Origin of the sequence: Mycoplasma anserisalpingitidis (assembly GCF_007859615.1) — a bacterium.
Classification (GTDB): Bacteria; Bacillota_I; Bacilli_A; order Mycoplasmatales; family Metamycoplasmataceae; genus Mycoplasmopsis; species Mycoplasmopsis anserisalpingitidis.
Genome location: NZ_CP042295.1, coordinates 618776 through 641638 on the forward strand (window position 1 = coordinate 618776; position 22863 = coordinate 641638).

The 22863-nt window shown below is 25.7% G+C and carries 24 protein-coding genes and 3 tRNA genes; 22 read left to right on the forward strand and 5 right to left on the reverse strand.

Annotated elements, in window-relative coordinates:
* The first annotated feature begins 1 nt into the window (after position 1).
* The 9 genes from secE to FRW55_RS02495 all read left to right on the forward strand — a co-directional run bounded on the left by secE (position 2) and on the right by FRW55_RS02495 (position 7559).
* Positions 2-229: a preprotein translocase subunit SecE gene (secE, locus tag FRW55_RS02455; protein ID WP_146367452.1), complete on the forward strand. Its 228-nt coding sequence runs from the start codon at positions 2-4 to the stop codon at positions 227-229.
* Between the two features lie 13 nt (positions 230-242).
* A complete protein-coding gene (gene nusG, locus FRW55_RS02460) occupies positions 243-842 on the forward strand; it encodes a transcription termination/antitermination protein NusG (protein WP_146368588.1) in 600 nt (199 codons plus the stop codon).
* Positions 843-974: 132 nt separating this feature from the next.
* Positions 975-1826 carry a hypothetical protein gene (locus tag FRW55_RS02465; protein ID WP_146368589.1) on the forward strand — a complete coding sequence of 284 codons (852 nt, stop codon included), beginning with the start codon at positions 975-977 and terminating at the stop codon, positions 1824-1826.
* Between the two features lie 235 nt (positions 1827-2061).
* Positions 2062-2529: a hypothetical protein gene (locus FRW55_RS02470; protein WP_146368590.1), complete on the forward strand. Its 468-nt coding sequence runs from the start codon at positions 2062-2064 to the stop codon at positions 2527-2529.
* A gap of 174 nt (positions 2530-2703) precedes the next feature.
* Positions 2704-3636 (forward strand): MAG4530 family protein, encoded by a 933-nt coding sequence (locus tag FRW55_RS02475; protein ID WP_146368591.1) that lies wholly within the window; start codon positions 2704-2706, stop codon positions 3634-3636.
* Between the two features lie 133 nt (positions 3637-3769).
* Positions 3770-4951 (forward strand): IS30 family transposase, encoded by a 1182-nt coding sequence (locus FRW55_RS02480; RefSeq protein WP_146368592.1) that lies wholly within the window; start codon positions 3770-3772, stop codon positions 4949-4951.
* 245 nt (positions 4952-5196) lie between these two features.
* A complete protein-coding gene (locus FRW55_RS02485) occupies positions 5197-6066 on the forward strand; it encodes a hypothetical protein (protein ID WP_146368593.1) in 870 nt (289 codons plus the stop codon).
* The gene (locus FRW55_RS02490) at positions 6066-6695 is read left to right on the forward strand and encodes a hypothetical protein (protein ID WP_146368594.1); all 630 of its coding nucleotides are present in this window, start codon (positions 6066-6068) and stop codon (positions 6693-6695) included. Before FRW55_RS02485 ends, FRW55_RS02490 begins: the two co-directional genes overlap by 1 nt.
* A 222-nt stretch (positions 6696-6917) precedes the next feature.
* On the forward strand, positions 6918-7559 hold the full coding sequence (locus tag FRW55_RS02495; RefSeq protein WP_146368595.1) for a hypothetical protein: 642 nt from the start codon (positions 6918-6920) through the stop codon (positions 7557-7559).
* Between the two features lie 226 nt (positions 7560-7785).
* On the opposite strand, the gene FRW55_RS02500 is transcribed toward FRW55_RS02495, so the two are convergent.
* Positions 7786-9477, reverse strand: coding sequence for a hypothetical protein (locus FRW55_RS02500; protein WP_146368596.1), 1692 nt, complete (start codon positions 9475-9477; stop codon positions 7786-7788).
* A 115-nt stretch (positions 9478-9592) separates the two neighbouring features.
* On the opposite strand from FRW55_RS02500, the gene FRW55_RS02505 reads away from it, so the two are divergent.
* Positions 9593-9787, forward strand: coding sequence for a variable surface lipoprotein (locus FRW55_RS02505; RefSeq protein ID WP_146368597.1), 195 nt, complete (start codon positions 9593-9595; stop codon positions 9785-9787).
* Positions 9788-10201: 414 nt separating this feature from the next.
* Here FRW55_RS02505 and FRW55_RS02510 read toward each other — a convergent pair.
* Together FRW55_RS02510 and FRW55_RS02515 are read right to left on the reverse strand one after the other, a co-directional pair.
* A tRNA-Gln gene (locus FRW55_RS02510) sits at positions 10202-10276 on the reverse strand.
* Between the two features lie 3 nt (positions 10277-10279).
* Positions 10280-10363: transfer RNA gene (locus tag FRW55_RS02515), tRNA-Tyr, on the reverse strand.
* A 171-nt stretch (positions 10364-10534) separates the two neighbouring features.
* Between FRW55_RS02515 and FRW55_RS02520 the strand changes: the two genes are divergently transcribed.
* Genes FRW55_RS02520 through rbfA form a run of 4 tightly spaced genes read left to right on the forward strand, consistent with a single transcriptional unit; the run spans position 10535 to position 13180 of the window.
* Positions 10535-11110, forward strand: a complete 576-nt coding sequence (locus FRW55_RS02520) for an MHJ_0274 family protein (protein ID WP_146368598.1) — start codon at positions 10535-10537, stop codon at positions 11108-11110.
* Entirely contained in the window at positions 11088-11780 is a 693-nt protein-coding gene (pgsA, locus tag FRW55_RS02525; RefSeq protein ID WP_146368599.1) for a CDP-diacylglycerol--glycerol-3-phosphate 3-phosphatidyltransferase, read from the forward strand. Before FRW55_RS02520 ends, pgsA begins: the two co-directional genes overlap by 23 nt.
* A 51-nt stretch (positions 11781-11831) precedes the next feature.
* A complete protein-coding gene (locus tag FRW55_RS02530; protein WP_146368600.1) occupies positions 11832-12830 on the forward strand; it encodes a hypothetical protein in 999 nt (332 codons plus the stop codon).
* Positions 12831-12841: 11 nt separating this feature from the next.
* The gene (rbfA, locus tag FRW55_RS02535) at positions 12842-13180 is read left to right on the forward strand and encodes a 30S ribosome-binding factor RbfA (RefSeq protein ID WP_146308376.1); all 339 of its coding nucleotides are present in this window, start codon (positions 12842-12844) and stop codon (positions 13178-13180) included.
* 31 nt (positions 13181-13211) lie between these two features.
* Here rbfA and FRW55_RS02540 read toward each other — a convergent pair whose 3' ends face one another.
* Positions 13212-14297, reverse strand: a complete 1086-nt coding sequence (locus FRW55_RS02540; RefSeq protein WP_162848281.1) for a zinc-binding metallopeptidase family protein — start codon at positions 14295-14297, stop codon at positions 13212-13214.
* Positions 14298-14775: 478 nt separating this feature from the next.
* On the opposite strand from FRW55_RS02540, the gene FRW55_RS02545 reads away from it, so the two are divergent.
* The 8 genes from FRW55_RS02545 to FRW55_RS04140 all read left to right on the forward strand — a co-directional run bounded on the left by FRW55_RS02545 (position 14776) and on the right by FRW55_RS04140 (position 21172).
* On the forward strand, positions 14776-15600 hold the full coding sequence (locus FRW55_RS02545; protein ID WP_146367462.1) for a PRD domain-containing protein: 825 nt from the start codon (positions 14776-14778) through the stop codon (positions 15598-15600).
* Positions 15601-15630: 30 nt separating this feature from the next.
* Positions 15631-17541, forward strand: coding sequence for a beta-glucoside-specific PTS transporter subunit IIABC (locus tag FRW55_RS02550; RefSeq protein ID WP_146368601.1), 1911 nt, complete (start codon positions 15631-15633; stop codon positions 17539-17541).
* The gene (locus FRW55_RS02555) at positions 17534-19018 is read left to right on the forward strand and encodes a glycoside hydrolase family 1 protein (protein ID WP_146368602.1); all 1485 of its coding nucleotides are present in this window, start codon (positions 17534-17536) and stop codon (positions 19016-19018) included. Before FRW55_RS02550 ends, FRW55_RS02555 begins: the two co-directional genes overlap by 8 nt.
* Positions 19019-19221: 203 nt before the next feature.
* A complete protein-coding gene (locus FRW55_RS02560) occupies positions 19222-19428 on the forward strand; it encodes a hypothetical protein (RefSeq protein WP_146368603.1) in 207 nt (68 codons plus the stop codon).
* Positions 19429-19749: 321 nt separating this feature from the next.
* Positions 19750-19983: an HTH domain-containing protein gene (locus tag FRW55_RS02565; RefSeq protein ID WP_146368604.1), complete on the forward strand. Its 234-nt coding sequence runs from the start codon at positions 19750-19752 to the stop codon at positions 19981-19983.
* A gap of 265 nt (positions 19984-20248) precedes the next feature.
* Positions 20249-20324, forward strand: a tRNA-Thr gene (locus FRW55_RS02570).
* Between the two features lie 387 nt (positions 20325-20711).
* Positions 20712-20951, forward strand: a complete 240-nt coding sequence (gene cptIN / locus FRW55_RS04135) for a type III toxin-antitoxin system CptIN family toxin (RefSeq protein WP_201798399.1) — start codon at positions 20712-20714, stop codon at positions 20949-20951.
* Positions 20933-21172 (forward strand): hypothetical protein, encoded by a 240-nt coding sequence (locus tag FRW55_RS04140; protein ID WP_201798400.1) that lies wholly within the window; start codon positions 20933-20935, stop codon positions 21170-21172. The genes cptIN and FRW55_RS04140 overlap by 19 nt, the downstream gene beginning before the upstream one ends.
* Before the next feature lie 552 nt (positions 21173-21724).
* Here FRW55_RS04140 and FRW55_RS02580 read toward each other — a convergent pair.
* Positions 21725-22411: a hypothetical protein gene (locus tag FRW55_RS02580; protein WP_146368605.1), complete on the reverse strand. Its 687-nt coding sequence runs from the start codon at positions 22409-22411 to the stop codon at positions 21725-21727.
* Positions 22412-22863 lie beyond the last annotated feature (452 nt).

Below are 22863 nucleotides of genomic sequence, written 5' to 3' on the forward strand. Positions count from 1 at the left end.
TATGAAAAAACAGCAACAAAATGAAACAAAAGTAAAGAAAACTAGAAATAAGAAATATCTTTTTAGAAAAACAATTAAGGAAATCAAAAGAGTTAGATGACCTGATAAATCTAAAAATATTTCTTCAATGACTCAAATTATTATTTTTAGTATAGTATTTATGATTTTTGCATTTGCTGTTTCAATTGCCTTTACTTACTTATGAAATTACTTTGGTATTGGAATTTAGAATAGGAGAATTTATGAGAAAAATGAATTGATACATGATTTCAACAATTTCAGGAAAAGAAAATGTTGTAGTTGAAGCCTTAGCTAATCGTATTATAGCTGAGCAAGTTGATGGGGACTTTGACCCTGAAGCTACAGAAAACGGACCTTTTAAGATTTTTCAAAAACCTGTTTTAACTCCAAAAGAATTAGAGAAAAAAAGAGAAGGTAAGGATTACAAGATCAAATGAGTAAACATGTATCCTGGTTATATTTTTATCAAAATGGACATGACCGATAGAGCTTGATTTGTTATCCGTAATACCCAATATGTAACTGGACTTATTGGTTCTTCAGGTAAGGGAGCAAAACCTACACCAGTTACTGAAAGAGAAATTAGAAAATCATTACAACGTGAAAAGATGGCTTTAGAAGAATTCAACCAAGGTAAATACTTTGTTACATTTAAGGTTGGTGATGTTGTTGAAATTATTGAGGGACCTTACACAGGTGAAAGAGGAATTGTTCAAAAAATTTCTGACAACTCATTAAATGCTGTTATTGAAATTGAAAGTTTTGGTAAAAAAGTTCCTGTATCAATTAGTTGTTCTTCACTTCAAGTTGATGAATTATAATAATTAAGACATAGATATTTAAGTCTATGTTTTTTTATATATATTTATTCAAATTTGTGGAAATATTTATGAAATGAAAATTGTTGCTTATATAATTTAAATGTAATTATAAATATTAATACTTGGAGTAAAATGAATATAAACATAGAACATATAATTAATCAAAAAATTGATATAGATAAAGAAAAAGAAAAAGTTATAAATGATAATTTAAAATCAATTTTAGTAAATATCGATAAAAAAGAGTTTGATAAAATTAGAAAAATGATAGAAGATTCTAATATTTTAAGTTTTAATCCATCGTTTTATGAAATTGATTACGGATTAGACCCGTTAAGTTGAAGTGGATCAATCAGAAAAACAAAAACAATTACAATAAATGATTTTGTTTCTGAGTCATATTGAGATGAAATAAAAATAGAAACTGTTATATTTATTGATTCAATTACTAAATTGAGAAGTTTGGCATTTTTCACGATTCAGCAGCTATATAACTCACTTGATAGAAATCTTCAAGAATTGAGACTTAATTTTTTAGAAGAAATTATTGCTGGACTAGTAAAACTCTCAAATATCAATGTTGGACAAGAACAATCTGAACTTTTGACTTCTTGAATAGATGCTGCTGTAAGAGGAACATACACCCTTCATGATTTTTTAGAAAACCAATTATATCCTTGATTAAATAGTTTGTTTGACTCATTAAAAATTGACGATGAAAAAGAGGTTGTATATTATTTAAATAAAGCTGTTTTTTTAAGGGAAAATATATTTGAGGTATTAGCTATACAACAAAAAGCACTTGATTTATTTATAAATATGCCATGATATAAAAGAACGTTATTAGACGGTGCAATAGTATTTCCTCTTTATAAACATATAGAAAGAACTAAACTTGAAATTCTAAAGGCAACAAAACTATATAATGAAGCAATACTAGAAAAAATTAATAAAAAATATGATGAAGAATTTGGTGGATATTAATTAACGGTGGGAAAACGTGTTTTTAACAAAAGATAAAAAATCAACAATAATTAAACTAATTTTTTCAACAATTGTATTAACAATTTTAATTTTTATTTGAGTTTTTAATTATGTAACCAAAAATATTCAATATAAAATTGTCGAGATTGATGTTTTCATTCTTTGGTTATTCATAGGATTGGCAGAATATTGAATAACGTTTTTATCTATAATAATACAAATTTGTGTCTTGATAATGATTAAAAAAGAACGAAATGAAGGAATACCATTTTTAATTTGAAAAATATTAACCTTTAACTGAAACCAAAAAAATGATGATTTTTACAATAATATAAAAAATTCATCAATTGCACCAACAAAATCATTCATATATTATGTTAAGAAAAAGAGAAATGTTGTTTTGTTATTAATATGTTGTTTATTATATATGATAGGTTTATCATCAACATTGCTTCAGACTATCGAAAATATCAAACAATTAAAAAGTCTTACAGAAACAATAACTTATATAACAAAAATTATACATGAATTTTTGATATTAATTTTTGTCATATCGTTGTTTGTTAAAAATTTAATAGTATTTAATGCAAGAAAAAACTTAAATAACAATGAAAAAATTGTTGCATATCAACAGTTATATTTAAAATTAACCTATAGAAAAAGTGCAATTGTTGAAGTTCACAATTCTGCCAATAAATATTAATTAATTCAGCGGTAAACCGCTTTTTTAATATTATTAATAATAATTCAATAGTAAAATTCACTTTGTGATTTTGTGTTTATTTTAATTACCATTCATTTTATCACAAAATAATTTTAATATTGCAAATGTTATTGTTGATTTAATGCAAAATTAAGTAGAAAGATGTAAACAAGTATGAATAATACAAATAATATATATAATGATTTTATAAAAAATATAACTGATAACAACTTAGTTTTAACTGGTAGTTATTCATATAACATTAATTTTAAGAAAAATAAATTTAAATTTAACGATATTGATTTTATTTCTTTAGGTAATCATGAATTTATAGATTTTTCAAAAGATCTAGACATTGAAATGATTTTTAACGATAATTTTGTAACTAAAGCCATATTGAAAGAATATTTGAATTTTGAAATAATATATATGAGTTTAATTCCTAAAAAGTATGTTAAGGAAATAGATGGAATTAAATTAGTTAATAAGAATTGGACATTTATAAGTAAAATTATTCAATTGATATGTTTAATTTTAGATAACACTAGAGAAGAAAAAATAAATAAAGTTTTTAATGATTTAATGCTAATGTATAACGATTGATACATTAAATTATTCAGTTTAAACAAGATAAAATTAGTACATATTGCAGATATTGTTTTAATTTCTTCGTCGTTTTTTTGATTTTACAAACCGAGCAGTTTGTTAATGATTGATGATATCGAAAAAGAATGATTTAACATAAAGAAAAAATTAGTTAAACTTGTATCTAACAGTAATAACAGAAGGATAATTAAAATAATTGAAACAATTTTTAACAATACTAAATGAATCAATTTATTAAACAAAATTAAAGTATTTATAAACAATAGAGAAGCTTTTATTGAAAAATATTATTTATTTAATGAAAATATGTTTTTAAAAATTGATGAATTTAAGCAAGATTTTGATAATTATGAACAATTAGAAAAATATATTACTAGTTTTAAATTAAATTTTGATAAATATAAACATTGCAAAATATTTTTGGATAGTTTTGATGATAAATCAAAATCATCAATAGATATAAGAAAAATGATGTTTTTAACATTATTCGCTACAAAATAACTTTATAAATTATGAAACACACAACTATGAAAAATCGTAAAAAAGAACAGTCATACAACAATTGCTGTATGACTGTTTTATATTTTTGGTCCTTTTAGTAAAATTATGGTGCAAAAATAAGAAAGGAACCAATATGATTATAGCAAATATTAAAAATTCTCTTAAAGAAGTTGTGTGTATTAAAACTAAAGAAAAACACTTACCAAACAACCATTATTTAATAAAAAATTCTGAAGAAGAAATCAGAATTCTTCATTCAAAAGTTATAAACACTAGATTACTCAAAGCGAATCAAATGAACATTCTTCATTTGAATGAGTGTCTAAGATTATTTAAAGAAGGAAAGAATTTTTCTCAAGTTTCAGAAATGATTGGATTTCAAACACACACCATTAAAAAGTTATTGAAAATTTCAACAACAAATCAAGGTGATTTTGTTAAAAAATATAAAAAAGTTTGTCGTAACTGTGATCAATATATTAATTATGTAAACTATATTGATTTCCAATTAATTGCCGAACATCTTATGCTTTATAAATCCAAAAGAACAAGACTTCATTCAAAGACTATTCAAAATAAATGAAGAGATTTTATTAGATTTTGAAAATCTGAAGTTAGTTATTATAGGAAAAATAGATTCAATAAAGATTTTACAAAAAGAGAAATCAAAGTTTCAGCTAAAGCTCTTGTTAATAAATTTAAGAAAATGTTTCCTAACAGTTTCTGTCCTACTCCTAGCGCTGTATATAAGTGCTTAAAGTCAAATGAGTTTAATTTATCTATTGATATTTTGCTCTTTCTTTCTGTAGGAAAATATCACAAGAAAACTAAAAAAGTTCAAAAAAGTTCTCTTAAAAATGCTGTTAGTATTCATCAAAGACCTGAGGAGGCTAACCATAGATTAGAGGAAGGTCATTTTGAACTTGACACTGTGATTGGACAAAGCAAGGATAAGAATTGTTTGGTGACTTTATTAGATAGAAAAACTAGAAAACTTTATGTAATATTAGCACGCAAAACTTCTGAGTCAGTTAAAGATGCTTTACTCGAAATGATTAAAATTAATTCGATAAAAATAACAACATTAACTGTTGATAATGGCTCCGAGAACGTGCGCTTGCACGAAGTTATTTCTAACAACAATTTGTTTAAATGTGATGCATATTGTTCATATCAAAAAGGGTCAATAGAGAATATTCACAGACACATTAGAAGATTTATTCCTAAAGGTGTTTCCATGGATAAATTCACAAACAAACAAATTTATGCAATGAGCAAAAGAATTAATGAATATTTAACACTCATTAATCAATAGTTTTACTAAAAATTTTAAAAATCGGTCATGACCGATTCTTTTGGTGTGCTTTTTTATATAAAAAAGCATTATAATTATATAAATTGAAGCACTAACATACTTCAAGGACTTTGATTAAAATGCTTTGTTAAATGACTTTTCTATTTCATACAACTATGAAAAATATGAAAAAATTTCTAGTTGTTAAAAATTTATAATATAATTAAAATATAAATAATAATTTATATTAAATAGAAAGAGAAAATATGAACACAACTACAGAAACAGTTAACAAAGAAGAAATGTTGGAAGATTACAAAAAGATCAAATCAATTGAAGATAATATGAAAAAAGTATTTAAGAACATTGATGAATCAGGTCTAAATAAGTTAAAAACTATCATAGAAAATTCAGGCATATTAGAAATGGATTCTGAATTTGATATAGATAATAACGTACTGAATCTTTTTACACAAAAGAGCAAAACAATAGTGCAAACATCTTCTACAAAGTCTACAGATTTATCTATAAATGAGTTTGTTTCAGATTCTTATTGAAAAGACGTAAAATATTGAACTAAAGTATTTGTAAAAGACTATGCCGACTATAGAAAGTTTGTTATCGATACAACCAAATATATTTATAACAACATAACCAAAAAGATTCATGACTTTGAAATAAAAACATTAAACTTTATTTCAGAACTTACATCACTTTTATCCAGTTATGGTCCAACAGGTAATGAATATTTAGATGGATTACAGGCAGGACTCGAATTTGTTTCGAGAGGAACTTATGCAACTGCTGAGGTATTAGATAAAATAATATATCCTCAATTAGATAAAGTTTACAATAGCCTTGACATTAGTGATGAATACATAATATCTTGGTTATATAAAGCAATTTGTGAAAAGGAAAATATTTTTCAAGTATTGGCATTACAAGAAAAAGCTCACAAAGTATTTAAGGATAAACCTTGATATAAAAAACTAATATCAGGCAGCATTATACAAAAAGCTTTATACGAACATATAGCATGAACAAAAAGAGAAATTAAACAAGCAACTGAATTTTATAACAAAGCTATCTTATATGCTAAAAGCAAAGAGTATGAAAAAAACTTTGGTGGGTACTAATGATAACAAATGATAAGCAGGTAAAATGAGCTATTCTAACTAAGATAGTTTTTTACCCAATTATAGTAATTTTCGCAATAATTTTAATTATTTTTACATTATTAAAATTAAATTTTAATAATGAATACAACGCTAATCAATTTTGAGCAAATTTGTTTTTAGTGTTAATTTTAGCTTCAGCTATAGCTTGATTTAGTTTTAGGACTTTCATTAATATTAGACTTGTTATTAGTAGCAAAAGAAATAAAATCATATTAGGTAATGAAGAGTTTTCAAATCTATATTTAACTGATAATTTTAAGAAATTTGTACAAAATCAAAAATTTTTAATAGCAAAAGTTGTTTTATTTATTCTATTTTTTGCACTATGATTAAGTCCCACTACAGTTTTTCTTATTATTTTAAGTTTTGAAATGCCCATTTATTTAATTCTTTTTATTTTATCATTTGTCTTTTGATTATTAACAATTAAGAAAATAAATAAATTAATAACATTAATAGTAGCCAAAGAAAATATCAATATATCCTCTAAAATTGAAAAAATAAAGAAATATTATATTTATTCAAATTTCAAATTTAATAATATTAAAAAATGAAAATTATCAAATATACAAAAGAATATAGATTAATTTCAAAGTAAAACATATCAAAATATTTAAATAAAAATTTAAAACTATAATACAAAAACGTTAACATTATTTATCTTTTTTCGTGTTCTAGTTTATTTTTACATCTGTTTCGTCTTTGTATCTAAATTCTAATTATTACTAATATGAAAATGTTATGAAACGTATGCCGAATAAAATATAATTAAAATATAGTAATATTTACAAGAATTAAGAAGGAGAAAAATGTTTTTAACAAAAGATAAAAAGGCAACAATATTAAAATTGATATTTGTTTCTGCTCTATTAATAATATTTGTATTAACCTTAATTTTAAGTTTAGTTGGCAATAAAATTGATTTTCAACAACCGATAAAAACATGACTTGCACTTGTTGTAGTATATGCAATTAACTTTATAATATTAATCTGATTAATTTTAATTCAAGTTTCTTTATTGATTATGATACAAAGAAGTAAAAATAATGGTTTAGTATTTAAATTCTGAAAATTTTTAACATTCAATATCAATAAAAAATGTGACAATGATGAGGAAATATTAAATAGTTCAATTAGTACTAATGAATCATTTTCGAATTACGTTAAAAGTAAGAGAAATGTAATTTTATTAATTGTTATTTGTGTTATTTGAATTTTGACAAGCATAGGAAGTGATATTAAAAATTGAAGAACTTTATTTTCCGTAAATTCAACTTATGACATTTTTAGAATTATTTTATGAACTGTATCTGTAATTACAAATTGAATTTGAATTATTTCAACACTTATTAAAAACATAATTGTATTTCTTGCTAAAAACACTATTAATAACGAAGAAAAACTCACTAAATACAAAGAAAAATATTTAAAATTATCATTAAGAAAATAAATATTATTTAACAGATAGTATAAAAGAAAAATTACAGAGATTAATTCTCTGTAACCTTGATTATACTTTGAAGTGCAAACATATTTGCGTTTGTGCTTTTTTGATTTAAAATAAAAATGAGAAACAATAAATTAAAACACAGAAAGTTAACGTTATTTTGTCAATATTCTGTATCCTAATTTAATATGCTTACTAATCAAAAACAATGCTTTCACATTTCTGTGGTTTATTTTTTTGAAAGGAATTCGTTCATCGAGATGAATTCTTCATATCATGGAAAACTTTCTGATATCATATTTCATAAATTTGCTTTTTTGAGTTCCTCAACATTAGCGTTAAATGTTTTTTCATCTGTTTCGTGTTTAACATCTCTAATAACAATATTAAATTTATTTGACAATGGGAAATTTTTAGGGTCTACAAAACTATATGCCTCCCTCAATCTTATTCCAAACGCTTCAGTTAAGAATGAGTATGTTGAGTTTAATACAGTAGTTGTGGCTTGAAGACCTGTTATAATAGTTTTAGATTTATTATTTTTAAAGTCATTCTTATCAAAAATTACTGAGGTATTATTTCGTAAGTTCTTGAATTCCATAGCAATTAAATTTTCTCAAGAGATCCCTGGGTCGATTATAACCGGATTAATTTTCTGTAAACCAAGCATTTTATTAATATATTCTAGCGCTTGTTCATCTTTGTAATATGGATGTAGTTTAAAAATGTAATTATATTTATCACTTGGGTATTTTTTAAGCAAAGTTGCAAAATACTGATTGATTTCCTTCAATGCTTCGGGATTATGGTCTAAACGTAAATCCCCTTCAAATTCTTTACCAGGCTCATAATGTCTGAACAAAGAACTTCCCATGAAGATTAAATTATTTTTTGCTTTATCTAAATTATCGTTGCCATAAACTATTAAATCCTCGAATTTTTTACCATATAAATTATTTAATTTCTCATATTCATTTAAATAATCATCAACAGAAATATTTAATTTTTCAGGGATTTTTGTGTAATCCAATGGATAATTATTTATGTTAATCTTAGCTCAAGGTCTTTTTATATATTCTAATTCTGCGTTAAAAGCAAGTGAATATCTACCATCAAAATTGAATATTTTCAATTTATCTTCTAATTTATAGAAAAAGTGATAATCAATTTCAGGAGATGTTAGTTCAGGATTATTTTGGAAGTTATTTCAATATTGTTCCAACTCTTTTTTAGAATAAGTGACTTTTTGATTTTTTAATCATTTTAAATAATTGTCTCTGATGAATTTGTATTGTTGAGCATTTCCGTCACTTAATAGTGTAATACTATTTGCTCTTTTTAAAATTCAATTTCTTACTTCTGGCTTCATACCTATAAATGAAATATCAGGTATATAGAAATCAAATTTATTAACACCTTTTTCTAAATACATTTTTAAATATGTTTCATATTCATGGATTTCTCTTGGGAAAATATTATAGGGAATATCTTTAGATTGTTCTATGGTTTTTGTGTTATTTAGTATTAATACTCTTCCTTTCTCAACACCTTTATCAAGAACACTACCATATTTTTTAATAAGTGATTTAAAATTGAATCTTTGATTTTCTTTAATTTCATTATTTTGTACTGCTTGGTCAATGAGAAGAATTTGATCATTATAATCATTTTTATCTTCACTTAACATCAATTGAGAAAGCATTAAGTTAAATACACTATTATAAACTTGAGCAGCATTACGAGTTATGTAAACAGAAGGGTATTTATTTTGACTACTTTCTTTTATGACATCATAAAAAGTTTTAGTATCAATTAAATTCAAAGACTTTGTTTTTGATTGCTTCTGGACATTACAACTTATAGAAACCAAAGGTAAAGCAACAGTTGTTAAAGCACTAAATATTAAGTTAATTTTTTTCATATTACTCCATTTCAATACTTAAAAAAATAGTATTTTTTTGATATTTTGCTTAAATTTTAGTCTTTTTTTTTTTTTTTATAAAAACAGGTAAAATCATAAAGAAAGGGTGTAAAATATGAAAAAAAATAAATGATTTTTCACATTAGGAACTATTAGTTTAATACTTCCAACAATTGCTATTTCTGCTTCGTGTGGAAAGAAAAATGAAAATAAAAATAAGGTTGAAAATCCTAATAAAAATGATCAAGACAACAAAGATGAAAGTTTAAATACTTCCGGATCAGGCGATAGTGTGAATCCTGGAAACTAAATAATATTAATTAGTGTATTGCATAAGTAATTTTCTTTTGCATTATTTTGTAAATTCATAGAGTCTTATGTTATATTCAAATGACCCTAGATTAACTTTGAAGTGCAAACGTATTTGCGTTTGTACTTTTTTGATTTAAAATAAAAAAAAAGAGAATAAACTAGGACACAAAAAGTTGACAAATAAATGTCAACTTTTTGTGTCCTAGTTTACTTAGTATTTTTATTTTCTAATTATAATAGTGAAACGCTTTGACGGACTAATCTGTTTAAACGGCGCAAGGCTTTTTATAAAAAATTTAATTTTTATGTAAAACAAACATAAGAGAAGTGTTTGCACTTGAAGGTTTAAAAAGGAATACAGAGAATTAATCTCTGTAATTTTTAAAATAAAAATCACCACTTACTGGTGATATGGCTGTCCCAGTTAGATTCGAACTAACGCATGACGGAACCAAAACCCGTTGCCTTACCGCTTGGCGATGGGACAATATGGTGGGGGGAGAGGGATTCGAACCCCCGAATCCTAAGAAAGTGGGTTACAGCCACCCGCATTTGGCCGCTTTGCTATCCCCCCGTGTTTGCTTTAATATTATATAGCATTTAAACATTTTTCAAATAAATTTAAGTAAAAATTTATATTGGATAATATCTAGAGTTTTTTTCATAAAAAACACAGTTTATAATGGATTATTATGTTTTTATTAAAATTAGTTTAAAATTAATATTATTAATATTAGGAGGACGTGTGCAATTAATAAAATCATTTGAAACAACAAGTTCTAAAGGCGGACTTGTTGATGTATTCAACACACCAGTTTCATGAATTATTTTTGGTGTTGTGGGTGTAATTTTTATCGGATGGATTTCTTACTCATACATTAAAGGGCAAATAGATAAAAAGAAACTCAAAAAACAAGCACTAGAATTAGAGATTAAATCTAAAGAGGAATATAATGAATCACTTGCTAAAATGTACTACATTATCAAAACAAATGAAAAGTATTTAAGTGAGTTTACAGTAAGTATTGGTAAATACAATATGGGTACTTTGACTAACACAACTCAAAGCATAATTACTGATTTACTCAGTGAACAGTATTTTAAAGATTTAATTTTATTTAATGTTGATTACAAAAAATACGTTAATCACATCATCACACTCAAAGATAATAAAAGTAATAACTGAACTAAAAAATGTAATGATTCAATTATTGAAATTGAAAAACTTTTCGAAAAAAACAAAGATTCTTATGATCAAGATAAATTGAACGATTTTGAAGAAAGGGTATTAAAATACTATGAAAACAAATTATTTAACTAAATTCAAAGAAATGACTTTACCAAATAAACTAACAATCACTAGATTATTGCTTGCGATACCATTATTTGTATTTTCATTATTAGCATACTTAATGCAAATTCTATCCGCAAAAAATTCAATATCTATATTTAGTTTGAGTTCATATAGAATAGCATTAACTGTGTTTTTATTCTTTATATTGATTATTTTCATTGGAGCTATGATTACTGATTATTACGATGGTAAAATTGCTAGAGAGAAAAATTTAGTTTCAGATTTTGGAAAGCTTTGAGATCCTATTGCTGATAAAATGATTACTACAATTTCTATTTTACTTTTATTAGCATTAAAAGCAATTCCTCTTTTTGTAGTTATAATTTTCTTAGTTAGAGATGTTATTGTCGCAGGATGTAGAACAGTTTTAGCACAAAATAATGTTTCAGTAGCCGCTAATATGAATGGTAAAATTAAGACAGTTTTAATGAGTGTTGGGATAGTAATTATGTTAATTTTCTTGATTGCTTTTAATATTATTGGATCAGATTTTTCTCTCACCTATAAAAATTATTCTATTATAGAAAGTTACAACACATTTGTATATTGCTTAAGTATTCCATTAATGGTTGCTGCAATCTTTAATATTATTAGCGGATATCAATATGTAAGTGCTGCAATTAAATTTATGAAATAAGCCAAATGGCTTATTTTTAATTTATAATTAATATGAGGTAGAAAGGAATAGATGCAGAAGTATAAAATATACATTGACTTCGAGGCTATTACACCTCCATTTACAACTATATTAGGTTCGCAGGTTAAAAATAATTATCCATTTTGTTACACTATCGGTTATATTGATAAATACTCTCAAGAATATTATAAAACTCGAATTATTAAGTTGAAATCAATGAATCTTAAGCAACTCTACCGTGATTTAAAGGAACATCTAACTAAAGATATTCACAAATTAATTGAACAGGAAATTGAAATCAATGAAGAAAATATCCAATTCATTGGTTGAAACCCGCAATTAGAAAATGAAGTAACTAATAAACTTTTTGAAATGAATACCAAAAATATAATAAATAGTTCACATCAGCTTTCACTCAATATTGCAACAAAGTACTTTATTAATAATGACATTTACTTTGAATATTTTAATAAATTAGACTTAAATGATACTTTTTATAGAAAAACACTTGACTCAGAAAAAACTGGTGTTAAGGCTAATTATGTTGGATTTTTAATTTATTGCTACTATAAAAAACGCTATTTTAATAATACAGAACTAGCTGAAATTGATTTAGATTTATTAAAAAGACAACTAATTAAATATAATAAAGATGACGTAAAACGTCTTATCTATATTGAAAAACACAAAAATGAAGTTAATAGTATTATTGAAGAAGAAATTTATAAACGCAATCAAAAGAACGCATATATAAAAGAATTCAATAATCTAAAGAAATTAAAAAAATATCTATCTTTTATTAGACTTGTTAAGGAAAACACTATAGAAGAACTAAAAGAAAAATTAAATAGAAGAAATGAACAATTAAACAATTACTTAATAAAACAAAAGTGTGACAAAACAAAAGAAATTGTTTATCAAAAAGAAATTAAGAAAATTAAATCACTGTTTGATTATATAAATAAATCACAAAAAAAATTTAACTTAATTTCTGAACTAAACAATTCAATTCAACTTAGAATTAATCAAATTAAACAATATTTAAAATAACAGGAGGAAATATGAATAATATTAATTTACAAAGAAAACAAGCTAGGGTACAACTTTTAGTAAGTGACATTGTAACCAATGAATTAACTAATTCAAATATTATAGATCCGGTAGTGATGGACGTTTATTTAACTAATGATCTTTCATTTCTTAAAGTTTATGTAAATCTATCAGGAAACACCACTAAAGGAATTGAAGCATTAAATAATGCTGCTGGTTATGTTAGAACTGTTTTATCTAAAAGCTTAAATTGAAGAAAAGTTCCACAAGTTATCTTTGAACTTGACACTGTAAGCAAAAACGGAGATAGAATTGATCAAATTTTAAGAGATATTAAAAATGAAGAATAAAAATATGAGATTAGTTCTCATATTTTTATTCTTATTTTCTATATTCGCTTAATTTTTCGCTGTTAAAAGATTTAATAAATTCTGTTACCAAATCAATTGTAGCTTCAATATCTACTAAACTAGCTAGACCAATTGGTGAATGTAAATATCTTTGTGGAATACTTACAGTTACAGTTGAAACTCCACCTTCTCCGTATTGTAATTCTGAAGCATCTGTTCCACCACCTTCAGCGATGTATTTATAAGCTTTGATATCTTTTTCCTTAGAAATAGTCATTAAATCATTAACTAATTTTGGATCTGTAAGAGTTCCACCATCTTTAACCAAAATTGCAGCTCCTTTTCCAAGAACCGGTACTCCTGGAATACAGTCACTAGTATCGTGACTAGCCCCAGTATCAACAGCAAAAGCTACATCAGGGTTAATAATTGAAACTGAAGTTTTAGCTCCACGTGTCCCAACTTCTTCTTGAACTGTTCCAACAAGATAAACATCGCAATCAAGTTCAAGATCTTGAATGTTTTTAGCTATAAATTCCATAGCAGTAACTCCAGCACGGTTATCCATGGCTTTTCCACCTACAATTTCATTAGGGAACTTAATTGTTTCGCCGCTAATGTAGATTCTATCACCAATTTCAATACCTGCTTCTTCAACTTCTTTTTTAGACATAAAACCAAAGTCAACAAATAATTCTTTATTTGTTATTGCTTTAGTAACTTTTTCAGCTTCAAGAATGTGTATTGAAGTGTGTCCAAAAACACCATAGAATACTTTGTTTTCACTATTTGTAACTAATTTAGCTTTAGTACCAACAACTGTTGTTGGTCAAACACCACCAACTGGAGACACTAAGATATTTCCATTATCTTTAATCATTCTAACTAAATATCCTACTTCATCCATATGTGCAGCAACCATAACTTTAGGTGCATTTGCTTTCTTAGATTTTTTTAATGCAATAAATGAACCAAAACCATCTCTAGTGATTTCAAATTTTGAGCTTGAAATGTTTCTTTTTAATTCATCCACAACAGGTTCTTCAAAACGAGACATAGCTTCAATGTTCATGTAAACATTTAATCTGTCAAATAAATCTTTATATTTAACCATCATTTTCTCCTTACTAATATTTAGTTAAATTATAATACAAATAATTTAATATTTTGGATGATAAAAAAATTGTGGAGAATTATTCTATGTATTTCTACGATCCTTAATATATACTTTAATTGCATTAAAAACGTTAAGTCAAAAGATAAAAAACAAATACTTTTGTGGTTTATTAATTCGTTTTAAAGACGTTTTTATAATTTTTAATAGACTAGAAAATTCAATATCTTTATTTAAGCAAAAATTTCATTTTTATGAATTTAGTTATATTAATAAAATGCTACTTACCTCCAAAAATTGATGTATAGGACTATAAAATAGTTATAAAAGATTTAAAATTTCTATATCTATATATGTATATAATTGATATATTTTTTTTACAATAAAGGCTTGTTAGCGTAAGGACAATACCTTATATAAGTAATGTGTTTATACACACATACTTTTAAGGTGTTGTCTTTTTTTATATTTTGGAGGTATTGTGGAAATTAAAAAAATATTAAATAACAATGCTGTTATTGTAATAGATAATGATGGTAAAGATAAAATTATCTTAGAAAAAGGTTTAGGATTTAACCACAAAGTTGGAGATAAAATAAATGAAAATCAAAATCAACAAGTATTTATTTTATCTGATGAGTTTTACCAAAAATATATAAATTTAACTAAGAATATTGATTCTGAAATATTGGATGTTTCTGAAACAGTTATTCAATATGGTAAACAAATTCTCCGTACACCATTAAATGAGTTTATTCATTTAACTGTTCCAGACCATATTGCTGGAGTAGTTGCTAGATATAAAAATAAACAAGAGTTAACAAATAGTCTTACTCTTGAAATATCACGACTTTTTGATAAAGAATTCTTAATTGGCCAATATGCATGTAAATTAATGAATGATAAACTTAATTTACAAGTAACTGATGATGAAGCAACATTTATTGCAATGCACTTTGTTAACGCTCAAATTGAACGTCGTGAAGAAATTCAAACTACACTTAGTTTTATTAGAGATATTATTAAAATTGTAGAAACTTTCTTCTCTAGACATTATGACATAAATTCCTTTTCATATTATCGCTTTATAATGCATCTACGAGGATTAATTAGTCGTATTTATCTAAATAAACCATTTAACACTGACGATAATTTATATACAACTATAAGTAACTCATATCCACAATCTGCTCAATGTGTTGAAAAAGTAGTAAAGATGATTTCGCTGAAATATAAAAAAGATGTTTCAACTGAAGAAAAAGCATATTTAATACTTTACATTGAAAAACTAAACCGAGAATTTTAACTTTGCATTAAATAAATAATAGGAGGAAAAATGACTAATAAAGAGTTAGCTCAGTCTATTCTTAAAGAAGTCGGTGGATCAGAGAATGTTAAGTCTCTTACACACTGTATGACTAGATTAAGATTTGAGCTTAATGATTACTCTAAAGTAGATGATAAAAGTATTTCATCTCTTAAGGGAGTTCAAGGAGTCATGAAAGTTGGTAATCAATATCAAATAATTATTGGTACCCATGTAAACAAACTTTATGATGAAATGAATTCACTATCTGGTTTTGGTCACAAAGAAGAAACTACTAAAACCGGATTCGATATTAAGAAATTTTTTGGAAGTATATTACCATTTATTTCTGCATGTATCTCACCATTATTCCCTGCCTTAATTGGTGGAGGATTATTAAAAGTTCTTGTTTTAATACTCGGACCTTCATTAACTAATGTTCTTTCTGAAACAAATCACACTTATGTAATTTTAAGTGCTTTAGCTGACACAGCATTCTACTTCTTACCTTTAGGTTTAGCATACACAGCATCTAAACAATTAAAGGTAAATATGGCAATGGCACTTGCTGTCGTGGCTTTATTAATTCACCCTAATTTAATTGCATTATTCGATTCTGGAAATGCTGCAAAATTTGCAACACAAGATGGTATTAAATTATTTGGATTTTTACCTATTGTAACTGGTACATATTCATCTAGTTTCTTACCAGCTTTATTCGCTGTTATTCTACTTAAATATGTTGACTGAGTATTTGACAAAATAATACCTAATATTATTAAGAGTTTCTTAAAACCTCCATTGGTATTGATTGTTGCTGGAGTTATAACATTATTTGCTTTAGCTCCTTTAGGAAATATCATTGGTCAATGAATAATGATCGCTCTTAAATGAATATATGGATATGCACCATGACTTGCTATTGGAATTATCAGTGGGGCTATGCCATTCTTAGTTATGTCAGGTATGCACTGAGCTTTCTATGCTGTTACACTTATATTATTAGCAGATCCTGCTACAGGTAACGATCCATTCACATTACCAGCTATGTTACTTGCTAACTTAGCACAAGGTTCAGCAGCGCTTGCATATTCATTTAAATTAAAAGACAAATCAGAAAGATCTCAAGCTATTTCTGCTGGGTTACTTGCTCTTTTAGCAGGAATTACCGAGCCAGCTATGTATGGTGTTAACCTTAAATATAAAAAACCTATTATGGTAGTTTCATTTGTATCATTCTTAGGTGGTATAGCATACGGAATTTTAGGAGTTACCGCTTATGCAGGTGCTACACCAGCACTATTAAGTATTGCAGAATTTATTAGTCCAAACGGAAGCTGAGAAAACATTACTTACACTGCTATTATTGCAGGAATTGCTATTATTTTAACATTTGTGCTCACACTTATAATTTCAAGTGATAAAATTCAATTCTCTAGAAAAGCTATGATTTTAAATAAAATTAAAGTTGAAAAATTAACTTTATACAACCCAATGAACGGAAAAGCTATTGCACTTAAAGATGTTAATGATGCAACTTTTGCTTCAGAAGTTCTTGGAAAAGGTTATGCAATTGAACCAAAAGAAGGAATTTTAAGGGCACCATTTAACGGAACTGTTCAAGTGATTATGGATTCAAAACATGCTATTGGTCTTAAATCAGATGATGGTATGGAAGTTTTAATGCACATCGGTCTAGATACTGTAAAATTAAATGGAAAACATTTTAAATCAAATCTTAAAGTTGGTGATAGAGTTTCATTAGGTGATAATCTAATTAAATTTGATATTAAAGCTATCAAAAAAGAAGGATATGAATTAACAACTCCAATTATTATCACAAATGCACAAGAATTCAATAACATCAACTTCTCAGAATTAGGAGAACATAAATTTGGTGATAAAATGGCTTCAGTAATTTCGGAGGATAAAAATGAATAAATCAGTTTTTAAAGAAGGTTTCCTTTGGGGTGGTGCTATTGCTGCTAACCAAGCAGAGGGAGCTTATTTAGATGGAGGAAAAGGGCTTTCAATTCCTGATATGCTTCTTGGTGGTAATAAAGATACATCAAGAAGATTCTCTTCAGTAATTGATCAAAATGCTTTCTATCCATCTCACGACGCTATTAAATTTTATGAACGTTACAAAGAAGACATTGCTCTTTTTGCTGAAATGGGATTTAAAGTATTCCGTTTCAGTATTAACTGAGGAAGAATCTTCCCTAACGGTAATGATGAAAAACCAAATGAAGAAGGTTTAAAATTCTACGAAAACGTTATTGATGAATGTTTAAAATATGGAATTGAACCTCTTATTACACTTGCTCACTATGAAATGCCTTGAGCACTTGTAAAAAACTACAATGGTTTTGAAAGTAGAGAAGTTATCGACTTCTTTGTTAAATACGTAAAAACAGTATTTACTAGATATAAAGACAAAGTTAAATACTGACTTACTTTTAATGAGATTAATGCACCAGTTAAATTAAACGGAAAACTTGGAATTGGTGATTTATACTCACTTGGAGTAATGGATAAAGATGATAAAGTTTCAAAAGAAAAAATAGACTTGAACAAATTAAAAACAGATAAAAGAAGAAGTTATTTAGCATTACACAACCAATTTGTTGCATCAGCTCTTGCTGTAATCGAAGCTAAGAAAATCAATCCTAACTTTATGATTGGTAACATGGTACTTCAATCAACAGCTTATCCACTTACACCAGATCCTAAAGATGTTTTATTAACTCAATTTGAAGATAATTTATACAACCATTTCTGTAATGATGTACAAGCTAGAGGTGCATATCCAGAATATATGTATAGATACTTTAGAGATAATAACATTGATTACAGTTTTATAACTGAAGAAGATAAACAAATTCTTGCTAAAGGAACAGTAGACTTTATTAGTTTCTCATACTATCAAACAAGTTGTGTTAGTGCAACATTAAAAAGTGATGAAGGTGTCGGAAACTTCACATTCGGTCTTGCTAACCCACACTTAAAATCAAGTGATTGAGGATGACAAATTGACCCAGATGGACTTCGTTATACATTAAACAAACTTCACGGTCGTTACCCAGATAAACCATTAATGATTGTTGAAAATGGGCTTGGAGCAATTGATAAAGTTGAAGCTGACGGTTCAATTAATGATGATTACAGAATTGATTATTTAAGACAACACATTAACGCTATGGCTGAAGCAATTAAAGACGGTGTTCCACTTATTGGTTATACAACTTGAGGACCAATTGACTTAGTTTCAGCTGGTACAGGAGAATTTGCTAAACGTTATGGATTTATTTATGTAAATAGACATGACGATGGAACTGGTGATTTCTCACGTAGTAAGAAAAAATCATTCTACTGATATAAAAAAGTTATTGAATCCAACGGTTCAGATTTAGATTAATATAAATATACAAGGTATAAGTGTTAAACTTATATCTTTTTTATATTTAAATGAAAGAAGACAAAAAATTTAGTAAATTACTTAATAATTGCTATTTTGTGATTTGAGTTATGCAAAATTTGTCAGCTCAAACCAACAATACAATTACTTAGTATCGTAGTATATTTTATTATGATATTATTAAATAAAGGAAATGCGAACATATGAAAGAAAAAACAAATATCGAATCAACAATTGAACTAACACCCAATGATGATGACTCACTTTTTTTGTTAGAAATGACTCAAGAAGAATTTATTAGTGAGATGTTAAAGGGTGTTGAAGATTTTGAAAATGGAAGAACCTTAACAATACAAGAACTTCAAGAAGAATTAGAAAAAGAATTTCAAAAGTCAAATTTTACCAAATAAATAAGTTGAGTTGTTAACCAACTTTTTTTAACATTTTTTAGCTTAAAATAAGTCTTAATTTAGACTAAAACTATATATGAGAAAACCCATAACAACTTGATAACTCATAAAAACAACACTTATGACACCCAAAGTGACTAAAGTGTAACTCAAAATAGCTATATTGATAATAAAATGACACTCAAAATGACTATAATGTCACCCAAAAAAGTCAATCGAATAATGAAATGTCACCTAAAAATAATGCTTATGACACCCAAAATGACTATAATGTCACCCAAAATAGTCAATCCAATAATGAAATGTCACTAAAAATGTTACTTGTGATACCGAAAAAAACATAATACAAAACAATTCAACACTGTTAAAAAAATAAACAGAAAAGAAAAAATATTAAATTTAATAAGAAATAATTCTAATTTAACATCAAAACAACTTTCTGATTATTTTTCACTTTCTTTAAGAACTGTTAAAAGGGATTTGAAAGAAGTGGTTGATGAAAATTTAATAGAATATATAGGAAGTTCGAAAAAAGGTTTTTGAAAAATAAAGTAACAATAAATAATTAAAAATATATATCTCAAAATGTGAGCGATGGCTTTTTGCATCTTAATTCAATGTTGTTCTTTTTAACAAAGAAAATAGAATTGAAAAATTTGAAAAAACTCTAAATGAATGACTAGATAAAATATAATTTAGATAACGTATTAAGTTACGTTATTTTTTTAACTAAACTTTTATAGCAAAAATATAAAAAGCTAACAATATATATAATAAAATATTACTATCTAACTTAAAATTTGATATTATTTATACATAAGCCGTCATAGCTCAGCAGGTAGAGCACATCCATGGTAAGGATGGGGTCGCTGGTTCAAGTCCAGTTGTCGGCACCATATGTTTGACTATGTCAAACTTTTATTTTCCCTTTTTTGTTCACTTTCTTAAAATTAACCAAGTATTAGTGGTGGTAATTGATGAAATCTTTTATCACTAAAAATTGATATTTGAATCTTAGTTTAGCAGTTATGAATTTTAGAAAACGAAGTTAAATTTTGTTTATTTACCAGTCAAATAATTTTATTATAATTAAATTAATAAGAAAAAGAAACTTAGTTTTTGGCTTATTAAAATATCGATTAAGTTCGATTGCAAATGTTTACCGCTTACCGATGGAGCGGAATATAAGTGATTCGGTTTTCTACATGTTTGCCGCTTCTCGATCATGTGGGTTATAAATCAATCGATAAATTCTTCCTGCTTTATTGTAGGAAGATTTTTTTATGAAAGTAAAAGAGGGTTATTGTTATCATATTAAAGACGAATTTTTCATTAAATTTAATAGTCAAAATTTACTAATTAACAAAGAATGCAATGGTTATAGACCGCATTTTTATGCTATAAGAGATTTTGAAAATAATGAAATATTATGAATGATACCAATTAGTTCAAGAATTAAAAAATATAAAAAAATTATGAATGATAAATTTTCAAAATTTAAGCGATGCAATACGATTGTATAGGAGAATTAGCAGGTCGACAACGTGCGTTTCTGATTCAAAACGCTTTTCCTGTTAAGGAAATTTACGTAGATCATATCCATATACTAAAAGGTAAAGAAATATATGTGCATGAAGAATTAGGTAAAAAATTAAGAAGTTATTTGAAAGATGTTATAGAAATTAACAAAACTGGAGTAAAAGTGTTTTTTACTAACGTAAATGAAATTTTAAAAAAGTTATAAATTATTTCAATTACAAAAGTAAAACTACGAAACAAAAAATTAACAAGTAAATCATTAGTTTCCAAGTTGAAACCAAAAACGCTAAATTAGCCAACTATTTAAGCTAATTTCGTATTTTTTGTTAAATCTACATAAGAATTTTATAAATACTTAGTTATTGATTTCTCTATGTGCAGCAAATCGTTAGTTATTTTTTAGTTTTCATATTCAACGATTACAACTATTTCATTAACTTCATCACTTATCTTTTGAATTATCTTAATAGTGTAAGTAATTTTATTGTAATGATGTTTTTAACTAAACTGTGTCCTAAGTTTCGAAGTCAGAACGATAAAATGAATCCAATTTGTAAGCTCAAGAAAAAAATTAATATATCAAAATATTGATAATTTCGATTAACATATAAAATACAAAAGTATTTATATTTGATCTATTTATTACAATTAAATAATAAAAAATGAACAAACTTAAAATTAATTACAAATAAATTTCCTTTTGTATTTTAAGTTTATTCAAAAAAAGATTATTAAATTTCTTATAGTACAAATCTAGTTACTTTTTATTTCTTTTATTATGTTTTCTAACCAACTTAATTTCATTATTACTATTTAAGTTGTATGCATTAACTTTTAATCACTTATATACCAAGCTTATAGTCGGACACTTACTATTTGGATATAAAGAAGCGAATTTATAAACAATATCTCTAGCAGATAACTTAATATTTTTATTAGATTTATCTGTTTTATATTGTCTCACTTCCTCATTTCAAAAATTTATAAAATCCTCTCATCTATTTTGTATTGTTTTTGAATGAAGTCTTGTTCTTTTAGATTTATAAAACATAAGGTGCTCGGCAATTAATTGAAAATCAATATAGTTTACATAATTAATGTATTGATCGCAGTTGCGACAAACTTTCTTAGCTTTTTTAAGACTAATTCCGTCATTTGATGTGGCAATTTTGAGAAACTTTCTAATGGTGTGCGTTTGAAATCCGATAATTTCAGAAACTCTAGAAAAACGCAACCCGTCTTTGAAGAAATCCAAACATTCATTAAAATGTAAAATTGTCATTTGATTTTCTTTAAGAATTCTATTATTTGCTACTTTATCATGTAAAAATTCGATTTCATCACTTGAATTTTTGACCATATAATGCTTAGACTCATCTTTTTTAATTTTACTTTTTATACAAATAATCGTGTCATTATAATTTTCTGTATTTTCTATCATCATTTTTTATCCTCAGTTTGTTCTAATAAAATTTTACTAAAAATCATTTTAACTTCAATTTTGAATTCTATAAATCACACATATATAATATAACTTAAAATTAATATTATTTATACATAAAGTGCATACCTTATCATGATCAATATATTCATGATAAGGTATGGCACTCACTCAAGTATAGTTATTTGACTGTGTCAAACTTTTATTTTCCATTTTTTGTTCGCTTTTTAAAAAATAGTCAGTTATTAGTGGTGGTAATTGATAAAATCTTTTATCACTAAAAATTGATATTTGAATCTTAGTTTGGCAGTTTTGAATTTCATAAAAATGAAGTTAAATTTCCGTTTGTTTACTACTAAAGTAATTTGTGTTATAATTAAATTAATAAGAAAAAGAAACATAGTTTCTTACTTATTAAAATATCGATTAAGTTCGACGCAAATGTTTACCGCTTG